Source organism: Pantoea sp. K16, assembly GCF_048452805.1.
Lineage (GTDB): Bacteria > Pseudomonadota > Gammaproteobacteria > Enterobacterales > Enterobacteriaceae > Pantoea > Pantoea agglomerans.
This window is the reverse complement of sequence record NZ_JBLWNV010000010.1, coordinates 45,098-58,292: the sequence shown is the minus strand read 5'-3', so window position 1 is coordinate 58,292 and position 13,195 is coordinate 45,098. Positions and strand designations below refer to the sequence as shown.

At 56.3% G+C, this 13,195-nt stretch carries 13 protein-coding genes; 10 read left to right on the top strand and 3 right to left on the bottom strand.

Annotation, left to right across the window (positions count from 1 at the left end; translation table 11 throughout):
• Positions 1-4 precede the first annotated feature (4 nt).
• On the bottom strand, positions 5-1,468 hold the full coding sequence (locus ACK13D_RS14260) for a beta-barrel assembly-enhancing protease (protein ID WP_010260049.1): 1,464 nt from the start codon (positions 1,466-1,468) through the stop codon (positions 5-7).
• 754 nt (positions 1,469-2,222) lie between these two features.
• On the opposite strand from ACK13D_RS14260, the gene ACK13D_RS14255 reads away from it, so the two are divergent.
• The 9 genes from ACK13D_RS14255 (at position 2,223) to ACK13D_RS14215 (ending at position 10,859) form a co-directional block, all read left to right on the top strand.
• Positions 2,223-2,828 (top strand): DsrE family protein, encoded by a 606-nt coding sequence (locus ACK13D_RS14255; RefSeq protein WP_010671340.1) that lies wholly within the window; start codon positions 2,223-2,225, stop codon positions 2,826-2,828.
• 31 nt (positions 2,829-2,859) lie between these two features.
• Positions 2,860-3,468: a DsrE family protein gene (locus ACK13D_RS14250; RefSeq protein ID WP_010671341.1), complete on the top strand. Its 609-nt coding sequence runs from the start codon at positions 2,860-2,862 to the stop codon at positions 3,466-3,468.
• A 124-nt stretch (positions 3,469-3,592) separates the two neighbouring features.
• Complete coding sequence (locus tag ACK13D_RS14245) at positions 3,593-4,618, top strand: substrate-binding domain-containing protein (protein ID WP_022624142.1); 1,026 nt, start codon at positions 3,593-3,595, stop codon at positions 4,616-4,618.
• The gene (locus ACK13D_RS14240; RefSeq protein ID WP_033769710.1) at positions 4,602-5,624 is read left to right on the top strand and encodes an ABC transporter substrate-binding protein; all 1,023 of its coding nucleotides are present in this window, start codon (positions 4,602-4,604) and stop codon (positions 5,622-5,624) included. The genes ACK13D_RS14245 and ACK13D_RS14240 overlap by 17 nt, the downstream gene beginning before the upstream one ends.
• Positions 5,624-6,499, top strand: coding sequence for an ABC transporter permease (locus tag ACK13D_RS14235; protein WP_050482729.1), 876 nt, complete (start codon positions 5,624-5,626; stop codon positions 6,497-6,499). Before ACK13D_RS14240 ends, ACK13D_RS14235 begins: the two co-directional genes overlap by 1 nt.
• Positions 6,496-7,311, top strand: coding sequence for an ABC transporter permease (locus ACK13D_RS14230; RefSeq protein WP_022624145.1), 816 nt, complete (start codon positions 6,496-6,498; stop codon positions 7,309-7,311). The genes ACK13D_RS14235 and ACK13D_RS14230 overlap by 4 nt, the downstream gene beginning before the upstream one ends.
• Entirely contained in the window at positions 7,308-8,291 is a 984-nt protein-coding gene (locus ACK13D_RS14225) for an ABC transporter ATP-binding protein (protein ID WP_418796680.1), read from the top strand. The genes ACK13D_RS14230 and ACK13D_RS14225 overlap by 4 nt, the downstream gene beginning before the upstream one ends.
• 10 nt (positions 8,292-8,301) lie before the next feature.
• Entirely contained in the window at positions 8,302-9,132 is an 831-nt protein-coding gene (locus tag ACK13D_RS14220) for a phosphodiesterase (RefSeq protein ID WP_022624147.1), read from the top strand.
• 161 nt (positions 9,133-9,293) lie between these two features.
• The gene (locus tag ACK13D_RS14215) at positions 9,294-10,859 is read left to right on the top strand and encodes a sensor domain-containing diguanylate cyclase (RefSeq protein ID WP_010260020.1); all 1,566 of its coding nucleotides are present in this window, start codon (positions 9,294-9,296) and stop codon (positions 10,857-10,859) included.
• A 99-nt stretch (positions 10,860-10,958) separates the two neighbouring features.
• Here ACK13D_RS14215 and bcp read toward each other — a convergent pair whose 3' ends face one another.
• Together bcp and ACK13D_RS14205 are read right to left on the bottom strand one after the other, a co-directional pair.
• Positions 10,959-11,426 (bottom strand): thioredoxin-dependent thiol peroxidase, encoded by a 468-nt coding sequence (bcp, locus tag ACK13D_RS14210; protein WP_010260016.1) that lies wholly within the window; start codon positions 11,424-11,426, stop codon positions 10,959-10,961.
• Between the two features lie 157 nt (positions 11,427-11,583).
• Positions 11,584-12,165 carry a glycine cleavage system transcriptional repressor gene (locus ACK13D_RS14205; protein ID WP_010260011.1) on the bottom strand — a complete coding sequence of 194 codons (582 nt, stop codon included), beginning with the start codon at positions 12,163-12,165 and terminating at the stop codon, positions 11,584-11,586.
• A gap of 143 nt (positions 12,166-12,308) precedes the next feature.
• Between ACK13D_RS14205 and dapA the strand changes: the two genes are divergently transcribed.
• Positions 12,309-13,187 (top strand): 4-hydroxy-tetrahydrodipicolinate synthase, encoded by an 879-nt coding sequence (gene dapA / locus ACK13D_RS14200; protein WP_010260008.1) that lies wholly within the window; start codon positions 12,309-12,311, stop codon positions 13,185-13,187.
• Positions 13,188-13,195 lie beyond the last annotated feature (8 nt).

Sequence of the window (13,195 nt, the reverse complement as noted above, 5' to 3'; positions counted from 1 at the left end):
ATGCTCAGCCTTTCTGATATTGCTTAAAGCGCTGTTGTAACTGGCGCAGCTGATCGATACGGGCATCGTAGCGCGCCTGTTTCAGGCTGCCGAGCGGCACCTGTGCGCTGGCGCTGCCAAGCGCGGTGATCGCCTGATCGAGCTGGCCATTCAGCGCCAGACTCTCTGCCCGCGCCGATAACTCTTCATCATTCAGTCCCTGCTGTGCAGACGCCTGGGCCAGCAAATCCCAGCCGTTGGGATCATCTTTATTAGCCCAGGTGTAGCGATTCAGAATGCGGCTGGCATTGGCATACTGTTTCGCTTCAACGTAGGCATTGGCCAGGTTGAGCTGCACCACCGGGCTGTTTTTTGCACTGGTGGCGGCGCTGAGCAGGGCGATCGCCTGTTGTGGCTGATTCAGGCCGATATCGATGTCTGACATAAGATCCAGGAACCAGACGTTATTCGGCTGTTTCGCCAGCAACGGCGTCATAATCCGCTTCGCATCGGCAAAACTTTTCGCCTGCAAAAACTGTATGGCTTTGCCATATTGTGACGCCAGCTGCTCACGAGAATTGCCGCTGGCATACTGGCTCAGCAGTTCGTCGGTGAGCTGATTACGCCCGGTGGAGTACATGCCCAGTGAACGCACCTTTGCCAGATAGAAATCTTCTGTAGATTGCACCACCACCGGCCGCATCTGGTTAGCGCGGTTGCGGGCATCCGCCAGACGGCTGTCGGGCAGGGGATGCGTCAGCAGAATTTCAGGAGGCTTCGAGGAGAAGCGGCTCTGATCGGCCAGCTTCTGTAAAAAGTTCGGCATCGCCTGGGGATCAAACCCGGCGCGCTGCAGTACCTGAATTCCGATGCGGTCAGCTTCCTGCTCATTACCCTGGGTAAAACTGATTATCCCCTGCTGAGTTCCCGCCAGGGTGCCGGTCAGTGCTGCCATGCCCGCCTGCGGATTGGCCATCGCCAGCAGAATAGAGCCCAGCGCACCGACCCATGTCAGTGGCGCATTGCGCTTCTGATCTTCCATTGCGCGCGCCAGATGGCGCTGGGTAACGTGTGAGATCTCATGCGCCATTACTGACGCCAGCTGGCTTTCATTTTCGGTATAGCGAAACAGCGCTGAGTGCAGCACCACGTTGCCACCAAAAAAGGCAAAGGCGTTGAGCTCATCGTTCTGAATCAGAAAGAAGTGGAACGGGGTTTTCACTGAGTCGGCGTGCGACACCAGTCGCTGACCCAGCTGATTAATATACTGATTAAGCAGCGGATCGTTGATCAGCGGCGCACTGGCACGCAGCTGGCGCACATAAAAGTCGCCCATCTGCAGTTCCTGATTAATCGACAGCGTCGAACCGGCCGTAGTGCCAATATCGGGAAGTGAATCACTGACATCGGCATAAGCAGGTGACAGAGTAGTGAAAATGAGCGTCGGAAGGAGCGCGGCGATCAGCGTTTTCTTTAACCGGTTCAACATGCCTTAATCCTGTAGAGAGGCCCTGAAAATGGACAGGTGCGCAGCGGGAATGTTCCATTTTTCGCAGATAACGACGGTTCGTGACTATCTTAACCAGAGCATCAAAAGAATGAAATGTCGTTTTCTGGCAAACGACCGACGTGATTTGTGCAAGATCGCCCATTTTGACGAAAAAAACTGAACATCCTGCCAACTTAAACCGCGGTTAAACGAATAAAAACCGGCGGAGTATCGCCGGGTTTGTGAGCGGTTAAGTAACGCCTTATTCATTTATTCCCAATGCGCTTCGGCAGAATAAAGCAGAATCTGCTGCCGCGCAGATTTAGCCTGTGAGCGGATTTTTTTAAAGTTATGTAAATTCACTCAAAAAAACTGACTATGGCATGAGTTTTTCCAGGTCTACTCTGAAAAAATAGCCCTCTCTGAGCCGTGAATCTCCTCTTCGCCATTGATAAATTAAATCGTAGCTCCCGCCTTTATCCTGCTTATTCCAGCTACGCCTGGCTGTTATTTATTGCTGTTAATGTCACAGGAAGTGAAAAGAGCACAAAGAGTCAGGTCCATTCTGATTAAGACCTTTTTTTCCTCATAATGAAACTTTTCGATTAATACGGAAGGTGAATAATTTCAGCGGTTATCAGCCGCGCGCTGACCTGAATTTACGCAGGCGAGAATTATGCCTGCGCTGTGATATAGATAGCCGACCTGATTCAGTCCTGAATCTGCCAGCCATTATTTGCCGGAGAGAAGTGTTATGCGTTCAGTTGTTTCATACGCGTTAATCGCCATTATTGGCGGAGTCGTTGGCGCGGCTGTCACACAGAGTGGCGAGATTTATGACAAAGTGACACGCCATTTTGCAACCGAGCCACAGGAAGCCCCGGGATTCTGGAGCACACCAGCGATTGAAGGTTACGGCAAAATTCATTATGAGCCCGACGCCGCGTTTAAACCGGTGGCTGGCCTGAGCAATAAAATTGTTTTCCAGATTACCCGAAGCGATGGCGCGATGACCGCGCCCAATCTGGGACTGGAGCGTGTGGCGCGCGTGGTGAATTTATATATCGCCTCCGGCATTCCGGCCGATCAGCTGAAGTTTGTCGTTTCGGTCACCGGCGATGCGACGCCCGCCATGCTGGATAACGCCCATTTTAAAAAGTTTTATGGCATCGAAAATCCAAACCTGAAGCTGATTAATGAGCTGAATCAGGCGGGAGTGAAAGTCTCGGTCTGCGATCAGTCCGTGGCATTCCATCACTATCCCAATAACTGGATTGATAAATCTGTAGTCCATGCGCTTTCCAGTCCGACCACCGTATCAACCCTGCAAAACCAGGGATACGCGTGGCTGGCAATGTAATTAATGTTTTAAACGATCGGGAGAAGAGTTAATGCGTCCAGCAGCTTTAGTGGTGATGGCAGCCGTAGCGGGATTTATCGGAGGCAATGTTTTACAGTTGCCGGAATTATTCGATAAGGTCAGCGGAAAAATGGCGGATAATAAATCCGAACCTGCTGATTTCTGGAGTACGCCAGCGATTGAAGGCTACGGAAAAATACATTATGTCGATACGCCTGCATTTAAACCCGGCACGACAGCGGGCCTGAGTAATAAAATAGTATTCCAGATCAACCGCAGTGAAGGGGATATTCGTAAGCCGAATCTTGGTCTGGAGCGCGTAGCGCGCGTCACCAACCTCTATTATGCGGCAGGTGTGCCACTCGACCAGCTGAAATTTGTGGTGTCAATTAACGGCGACGCGGTTTCATCAGCGCTGAATAATGACCAGTTCAGCAAAGCCTACGGCGTCGATAACCCGAACCTGAAGCTGATCAGCGAGCTGAAAAAAGCGGGCGTCCAGGTCACTATCTGCGATCAGTCAGTGGCGTTTCATCAGCTTGAGCGCAACTGGATCGACCCGATGGTCACTCATACCATCTCCAGCGGCACAACCGTTGCGACCCTGGAAAACAGCGGTTACGCCTTCCTGATGCTTTAATTCCCTCACAGCGGCGTCACTGCCGCTGTCACCTGCCCGTCAAATTGCTGCGATGCCCCTGTCATAGAACGCCGCTAGTGTTGTCGCAATGAGATCGATCTCATCGACAATACACGAGGCAGTCATGACCGATTTAATCAGCGTAGCCAGACTGGCAGGGGTCTCCCGCGCAACCGCTGCGCGCGCCTTTTCTGACCCTCATCTGCTAAAACCGGGCACGCTGCAAAAGGTGCTTGCCGCCTCGGAACAGATCGGTTTCCGCCCGAATCATATTGCCCGTCAGCTCCGCACCCAGCACTCCACCACGCTTGGCGTCCTGTTGCCTTCGCTGCTCAATCCGGTTTTTGCCATGCAATTACAGGCGATGGAGCAGCAGGCTCGTCTGGCGGGATATGGGCTGCTGGTAGCAACCAGTGATTATCAGGCTGAGCGGGAAGCGGCCATTGTCGAACATATGCTGCACCAGCGTGTCGCCGGTCTGGTACTGACGGTGGCAGATGCCGACAGCAGTGCGCTGCTGCCGACACTGGCGGCGGCGAAGATGCCCTTCGTGCTGACCCACAACGTACCGCAACAGCACGAATGGCCCGCGCTGTGCGTAGATAACCGCAAAGCCATTGCCGAAGCGACCGCCCATCTGGTGTCACTGGGCCACCGCCACATCGTGATGGCTGCGGGCCCTATGCAGCAATCTGACCGCGCCCGTCTGCGCTACCTTGGCTACTGCGATGCCATGCAGCAGGCCGGTCTGACGCCGCAGGCGATGATTGAGATGCCCAGCCATATCCAGTCCGATTTCCATCCGTTGCTGCCGCTGATTAATTCACCTTCGCCGCTGACGGCGGTGATTTGCAGTAACGATCTGCTGGCTATCAGCCTGCTGGGCGCCGCTGCGCGTGCCGGCGTCAGCGTTCCGAATCAGCTCTCCGTGGTCGGCTTCGATGGCATTGAGCTGGGCGAACAGCTTTCACCTTCACTGGCCAGCGTGGTGCAGCCGATTGCGCTAATGGGCGCGCGCGCTATTGACCTGCTTCTGAATCCCGTCGGCGGTAAAACCCATCTGCTGGCACATCATTTACGTTTCGGGGAGAGTGTCGCCCCGGCATTTCATGGCTCTTTTTCAGGGGAACATCATGTCACTCACCGTTAACTTCAAACCTATCGCCAGCGCTGCGCTGCTGGCCGGATGCACGCTTGCCTCATCGTGGGCGCAGGCGGCTGAAAATGCTATCTGCTACAACTGCCCGCCAGAGTGGGCCGATTGGGCGACACAGCTCCAGGCGATCGAAAAAACGACGGGCATTCATGTGCCGCAGGACAATAAAAATTCGGGTCAGGCGCTGGCGCAGCTGGTCGCCGAGAAAAGCAATCCGGTCGCCGACGTGGTCTATTACGGCGTCAGCTTCGGCATTCAGGCAGTCAGTGCAGACGTGGTCAGCGCTTACAAACCGGCAAACTGGGATCAGATCCCGGCAGGCATGAAAGATCCTGCTGGCAAGTGGGTAGCGCTGCACTCCGGTACCATGGGTTTTATGGTCAATGTTGATGCGCTGGGTGGCGCGCCGGTGCCGCGTTCCTGGGATGATCTGCTGAAGCCGGAATATAAAGGCATGGTGGGTTATCTTGATCCGGCCAGCGCCTTTGTGGGCTACGTTGCAGCCGTCGCGGTGAACCAGGCGAAAGGCGGCAGTCTTCATGACTTCACCCCGGCCATCAACTGGTTCAAAGCGCTGCAACGCAACCAGCCGATTGTGCCTAAGCAGACCGCCTATGCCCGGCTGATTTCAGGCGAAATCCCGATTCTGATCGACTACGACTTCAACGCCTATCGCGCCCGCTACAAAGATCACGCCAATGTGGAATTTGTGATCCCCAGCGAGGGGACGGTCACGGTGCCTTACGTCATCAGCCTGGTGAAAAATGCGCCGCATCCGGCCAACGGTAAGAAAGTGATCGATTTCGTGCTGTCAGATGCCGGTCAGGCGATCTGGGCTAATGCCTGGCTGCGTCCGGTCCGGGCGGGGGCGATGTCACCCGAAGCGAAGAAATATTTTCTGCCTGACAGCGACTATGCGCGCGCTCACACGGTGGATTATCAGCAGATGGCCGACGCGCAGAAGAGCTTCTCCGCCCGTTATCTGAGCGAGATCCGCTGATGTCACTCTCAGAGATCAATCCGTTTGCTGCTGGCGACTCAGTTCGCCACCGCCTTCGGCCGCTGGGGGCAAACTGGCCGTGGATGCTGCTGCCTGCGCTGCTGTTCTTTGCTGCCTTCTGGCTGTTGCCGTTTGCTCGTCTGTTGCAGATCGGTATGACGGAAGATCGTACAACTCACCACAGCGGCTACTGGACGGTAATCAGCCAGCCGCAATATCTGCAAAGCCTGCTGAATACCGTGCTGCTCTCGGCAGCGGTCACGCTGGTGACGCTGCTGATAGCTGCGGTGGTGGGCTGCTTTCTGGCACGGCAGCGCTTTACCGGGCGAGGCACGCTGCTGGCGCTGCTGACCTTTCCGCTGGCCTTTCCGGGCGTGGTGGTGGGGTTTCTGATGGTCATGCTGGCGGGGCGTCAGGGTGTTCTGGCGCAACTCAGTCTCAGCCTGTTTCATGAGCGCTGGGTCCTTGCCTATTCGCTCAGCGGTTTATTTATTGGCTATCTCTATTTTTCGCTGCCGCGCGCCATCGTGACGCTGGTGGCAGCCAGTGAAAAGCTGGACCGTTCGCTGGAAGAGGCCGCCCGATCGCTGGGTGCCAGCCAGTGGCGCATCATCATTGACGTCATCATTCCTGGGCTGAAACCGGCGCTGCTCTCCTGCGGCGCGCTCTGTTTCGCCACCAGCATGGGCGCCTTTGGCACCGCATTTACCCTTGGCACAGAGCTCGCGGTGCTGCCGCTGACCATTTATGGTGAGTTCACTAATTACGCCAACTTTGCCACCGCAGCGGCGCTTTCGGTGGTGATGGGGGCGGTGGCCTGGCTGGCGCTGATGCTGGCGAACGGACTGGCTGCCCGCCGTAAGGAGAAGGCATGAAACGCCGGGGGCTGTTCTGGCTGCAGGTGGTGATCACCAGCCTCACCGCGCTGTTTATGATTGTGCCGGTTGTGCTCTCGATGCTGGCGGGCGTCACGCAGAACTATTTCACTGGCCTGCGCAGCGGCCTGACGCTGAAGTGGGTGGAACAGGTGTGGCAGATGTATGCCGACACCTTCTGGCTGTCGCTGCTGATCGCTCTGAGTTGTCTGGCGGTGACGGTTATCGCTGGCGTGCCGGCCGCCTGGGGCTTACTGAAATCACCGTCACGCTGGGCCAGCCGCATTGAGGAGTGCCTGATGCTGCCAGTCGCATTGCCGGGCCTCGCCACCGCTCTGGGCATCATTCTGCTCTATGGTCAGTTCAGCGCGTTGCGCGACAGCTGGCTCTTCATCCTGATCGGCCATGTGCTCTTTACCTTGCCCTTTATGATCCGACCGGTGCTGTCGGTGATGCAGGCCATTGATCTGCCGCGCCTTGAAGAAGCCGCCGCCAGCCTGGGGGCGGGCTTCTGGCGCCGCTTCTTTACCGTGGTCGTCCCGAACTGCCGCAACGGCATTCTGGCGGGCGCATTTATGGTGATCACCCTGTCGGTGGGGGAGTTCAACATTACCTGGATGCTGCACACGCCACTGACCAAAACCCTGCCGGTCGGTCTGGCCGACAGCTACACCTCGATGCGGCTGGAAGTCGGGTCCGCCTATACCCTGATCTTTATTATGATGATTTTACCGCTGCTGCTGTTGCTCAACGCCTGTAATCACTGGCTGGAACGGCAATCTTCGCGGCAGCAGAGAGAGGAAACCGTATGAATGAGGCCGTCAACGTGACGCTGCGCCACTGCTCGCGTCGCTTTAATCAGCAGGTCGCGCTGCATCCGCTCGACCTGCAGATTCACGCCGGTGAAACACTGGTATTGCTGGGGCCGTCAGGCTGTGGCAAAACCACGCTGCTGCGTATTATCAGCGGTCTGGATAGCAGCGATCCTCCGGGAGAGATCTGGTTTGACAAGCGTAACGTCACCGCGCTGCCGATTGAGAAGCGCAACGTTGGCATGGTGTTTCAGAACTACGCGCTGTTCCCGACGCTCAACGTGGCGCAGAACGTCGCCTATGGTCTGAAGGTACAGGGCGTGGCACGTGCCGAGCGTGATGCGCGGGTCGCGGAGATGCTGGCACTGGTTGACCTGACACATCTGTCCCACCGGGCGATTGATAAATTGTCCGGCGGGCAGAAGCAGCGGGTGGCGCTGGCACGTGCGCTGGCTGCCCGGCCTAAAGTTCTGTTGTTCGATGAGCCGCTGGCGGCGCTTGACGCCAGGCTGCGCGATCGGCTGCGGCTGGAGATCGGCGCGCTGCTCAAGCGGCTGGCGATCACTGCGGTTTACGTCACCCACGATCAGCAGGAAGCGATGGCGCTGGGCGATCGCATCGCGGTGATGGAGCAGGGCCGTCTGGTGCAGCTCGATACTCCGCAGGGAATTTATCAGCGCCCGGCCTCCCGCTTTGTGGCGGATTTTGTGGGCGCCATAAACTGCATTGCGCACGATCCCGACGGTCATCCCCTGCGTTTTTGCCGCCCGGAAGATGTGTTGCTGGCCGACGACACCCGCTATGCCCAGCGCGGTGTGGTGGTGGGCAGTACGTTTCTTGGCGCCTCGCAGCGCTTACTGATCGATATCGGGCTGGATAACCCCATTCAGGTCGAGCGTCATGCCCGCGAAATCTGGCAGGCGGGACAGCGCATCAGTTGGTCGCTGACCCGCCAGGCCGCGCTGGAATTTAGTTGCTAAGGAGTCTGTTGTGTCTGTTCAACCCACGGTCATCGCTCAAATCAGCGATCTGCATATCAAGGCCTTTGGTCGTCTCTCTTATAAACAGGTCGATACCCATGCCGCTTTACTGCAGGTTATCGATACCCTTAACGCGCTGCAGCCGCGCCCCGATGTGGTGGTGATTACCGGCGACCTGGTCGATTTTGGCAGGCCGGAAGAGTATCAGACGCTGCGCGAAGCCCTGCAGCGCCTCCAGTTGCCCTTTTATCTGATGGCGGGCAATCACGACGATCGCGAGGCACTGCGTGCTGCCTTCCCGGATCACACCTACCTGCAAGCGGGGCCGACCCTGAACTGGCAGCTTAGCGTGGGCGGCGTCAGGCTGCTGGCCCTGGACTCCAGCGTACCGCAACAGCCGTGGGGGGAGGTGGATGAGCAGCAGTTGCAATGGCTGGATCAGGCACTGCGCGAGGCCGCGGATCAGCCCACGCTGGTGATGCTGCATCATCCCCCTTTTGCCTGTGGCATTGCGCATATGGATCGGCAACGGTTACGCCATCCTGAGGCACTTGAGGCGATCATTGTCCGCCATCCGCAGGTTGAGCGGGTGCTTTGTGGTCATCTGCATCGCAGCCTGCAGACCCGCTTTGCCGGAACCCTGGCCTGTGTCGCACCCGGCGTGTCGCATCAGGTGGCTCTGGATCTGCATCCGGAGGGGCCGGCTCACTTTATTCTGGAGCCGCCCGGCTTTTTGCTCCATTGCTGGCAGCCAGTGCAGGGAATGGTCACGCATCAGTGCGCGATTGGCCACTTTTCGGGACCCTGGCCATTTTACGATAGTCAGGGGTTAATCGATTAGTGCCAGCTAAATCTGTATTAAGCGGGGTGATATTTGTCTTAATGCTGCTCAAAAATGCCGACACAGTGTAGACTTAAGCCCGGCTATCAGGGCTTCTGGCACACATTAAAAAAATAATCAGGCATTCACGACATGACACTCTTCTCCGGGGCGGCGACGCCATGTTAAAGCTCTTTCGGCCCAAGGCCGACTTGCGCAATCTGATCGCCCTGCTGGTGATTGTCAGCATTGTTATCACGCTCGCGAATACGCTCTACGCCACCTGGCGGGTGCAGCGCCAGGTGCTGATTGACACCACGCTTGAGGCTAACCGGGCCTATGCCGCCAAGCTGGCCTCAACCAGTGAAATCTTTTTTCAGCTGGCGCAGTCACAGTTGCACTACAGCGCCAATCAGCTAAGCCGTGACTTTAATAATGAAGGACTGCTGAATAGCGAAGTCAATCGTCTGCGTGAGCAGACTACCAGTTTCAACTCGGTGGCCGTGGTGGATGAGCAGGGCGCGATCAAAGCGATCTCGCCCGAATCCCTGACGCTGAAAGGGATGCGTGTCACCAGCGACGCCTCCCGCGAAGCACTGACGCTGCGGCAGCCGATCATCAGTAAACCGACCCTTTCTGCAGCCAATAATCTGCTGGTGTTTGTCTCCTGGCCAATCTGGAGTCCCGATGGCGACTATCTGGGCTACATCGGCGGCACGATCTATCTGAAGAAAAAAAGCATTCTGAATGCGCTACTGGGTGAACAATTCTACCGTGATGGCACCACGGTCTATGTGCTCGACAGTAATAATGAGGTGTTGTATCACCAGAATCGTCAGCTGATTGGTAAAGTTCTGCCCGCCATCGTCAGTCCGCGTGACGAGCAGACCAATGGCTCGCTGATGCTTGCGGGTGCAGGTGAGTCGACGCAGCTGGCGGGCTATGCCGTCGTCCCGACCACCGGCTGGACGGTGGTAGCGCTGAAGCCGATTAACGTCACGCTGAACCCGCTTTCAGGCCTGTTAATGAAAGTCCTGAAAAACTCGGTGCCGTTCGCACTGCTGACCCTGCTGGTTGCGTTAGGGCTGGCACGGCTGATTGCCCGACCACTGTTCCAGCTGGCCCGCAAAGCCAGCCGTATGGATGCGCAGGGCGTATCAAAAGAGATTGGCGGCATCAGTGCCTGGTATTTTGAGGCGGCGCAGGTCAAGCGCGCGCTACTCACCGGCATCGGACTGGTGCAGGACAAAATCGGTCGTCTGAGTTCGGAAGCCCAGACCGACCCCCTGACTCAGTTGCTGAATCGGCGTGGTCTTAATGCGGTACTGGAGTACTACCGCACGCTACGTCAGCCTTTCTCGGTGCTGGCGCTGGATATCGATCACTTTAAAAACGTCAACGATAGCTGGGGCCACGATGTGGGCGACCGGGTGATTCAGCAGGTGGCGAGCACGCTGCGTGCCAGCGCCCGTCAGTCTGATGTGGTGTGCCGCAACGGCGGAGAGGAGTTTCTGATGCTGCTGCCGGGAACGGCGCTGGATGAGGCGCAGATTATCGCCGAGCGCGTGCGACTGGGCATTGCAGAAGCCTGGCTCACCGACGTGGGTCGCATTACCTTGTCTATCGGCGTCGCGGCATGGAATGGTTCGCAGGATGTCGGGCTGGAAGGCAGTTTAAAACAGGCGGATGCGGCGCTCTATGAAGCGAAAAATGCCGGGCGCAACTGCGTTATCGTGGCCGCCGCGTAATCGCGTTAACTCACAGTGTTTCGCAACGGCAGGATAAAAACGGGCGGGGAAGAGGCAGCTAAGCAGGGCGCGGCGTTAAGGCTACCGCGCCCCTCAACATCAGGCTGACTTGACGTAATCCAGCACCATGTCGTGGTGATTCGAGGTCTTGAAGTTATCAAACACTTTTTCGATCCTGCCCTCGGCATCTATCAGGAAGCTGATGCGATGAATGCCGTCATAGGTTTTCCCCATAAACGTTTTTTCACCCCAGACGCCAAACGCCTGGCAGACTTCATGGTTTTCATCGGAGAGCAGGGTAAAGTTCAGCAGCTCTTTTTCGACAAACTTTGACAGTTTTTCCGGTTTGTCGGTGCTGATGCCCAGCACTTCCACGCCCGCTTTTTTCAACTCATCCATGTTGTCACGCAGACCGCACGCCTGCACGGTGCAGCCTGGTGTCATCGCTTTCGGGTAAAAGTACACCAGAACGCGCTGTCCCTGGAAGTCGGTCAGATTCACGTGTTCGCCGTCCTGATCGGGCAGGCTAAATGCGGGTGCAGTATCTCCGGCTTTCAGTGGATTCATTACATCTCTCCATTTTCTTATTCAGGCTGTGGGTAATACACCATCCGGTCAGAAACGGCCAGAGGGAAAATTACCATCAGGGGGTATTTCACCACATAGCCGGTCACCTTTCAGTGGCAGTAATGTGGAGAAATAACTCCGGTTAATTGACCAAAGCTTAGCGTACCGCGCTGACAGATTCGCTGCTGTCGGCATCTGACACACTGTAAAGGCGCAGCGTTCCCTGAGCATTCAGCTCCTGACACAGGGTATTAAACGCCTGCTCAAACGGGGTGCCACTGGTTCGCGTCGGACTGTGAGCGGTCATTTGAATATAGAGCGTAGGGGGCAAATTGTGTTGCGCTGGTGTAATGCGCGACACCAGTTCGGCCACATTCATCTGATGCTTATCGATAAGATCGGTAAAGCGTTCAATAATATGCGGCGAATCAGCCACCTCAACCTGAATGAACGCGGTGTCGGGCATCGGCGGACGGAGCCGGGCATTGGTGCGCTTCATGACGATCAGCAGTTCCAGCTCTGCCCCTTTCAGTGGCAGGGTCGATTCAATCAGTGTGATCGCGTTCCAGCTGCCCGACAGCAGCATGATAAAGGTGAACTCATCCCCAAGCATGGCAAGACGGCTATCTTCAATATTGCAACCGCAGCTGCTGACGTGTCGGGTAATGGTGTTGACGATACCCGGACGGTCAACACCGAGCGCGGTGATCACCAGATGATGGGGCTGAGATTGCGGCAAAATGGCTTTTCCTCTGCTTTCGCTAATAACCATAAGGTAAACATAAAAAAAACTGCTGACAAGCGCGGGAATGGCGTGGCTGGCTTGCTTTTCCCTAAGTGTAAAACGTACCATGAAGCACTTGTTTGTCGAGGGGATCGCCAATGTTTACGGGAAGTATTGTTGCACTCGTTACGCCAATGGATGACAGCGGTAATGTCTGCCGGTCGAGTCTGAAAAAACTGATTGATTATCACGTCGCCAGCGGCACCGCGGCGATCGTTTCCGTCGGCACCACAGGCGAATCTGCTACCCTGAGCCATGAAGAACATGGTGATGTGGTGATGCTGACCCTGGAGCTGGCCGATGGCCGTATTCCGGTGATTGCCGGAACCGGGGCAAACGCCACCGCTGAAGGCATCTCTCTGACTAAGCGTTTTGAAAATTCCGGCGTTGTGGGTTGCCTGACCGTGACCCCATATTACAACCGTCCGACGCAGGAAGGGCTGTTCCAGCACTTTAAAGCGATTGCGAATAGCACCAGCCTGCCACAGATGCTGTATAACGTTCCTTCGCGTACCGGTTGTGACATGCTGCCGGAAACCGTTGCCCGCCTGGCCGAAATCAAAAATATTATCGGAATCAAAGAGGCAACCGGGAACTTATCGCGGGTTAGTCAGATCCAAGAGCTGGTTAATGAAGATTTCATTCTGGTGAGTGGCGATGACGCGACTGCGCTGGACTTTATGCAACTGGGCGGCAAAGGCGTTATTTCGGTGACGGCCAACGTGGCTGCGCGCGAAATGGTCGAACTGTGTCAACTCGCACAGCAGGGCAATTTCGTCGAGGCACGCCGCCTGAATCAGCGTCTGATGCATCTGCACCAGACGCTTTTCTGTGAACCCAATCCTATCCCGGTGAAATGGGCTGCGAAACAGCTAGGATTAATCGCTAACGACACGCTGCGTCTGCCAATGACGCCACTGACTGCAGCCGGCCAGCCGAAAGTGGAGCAGGCGCTGGTGAAAGCGGGTTTGCGATAATTTAGGGA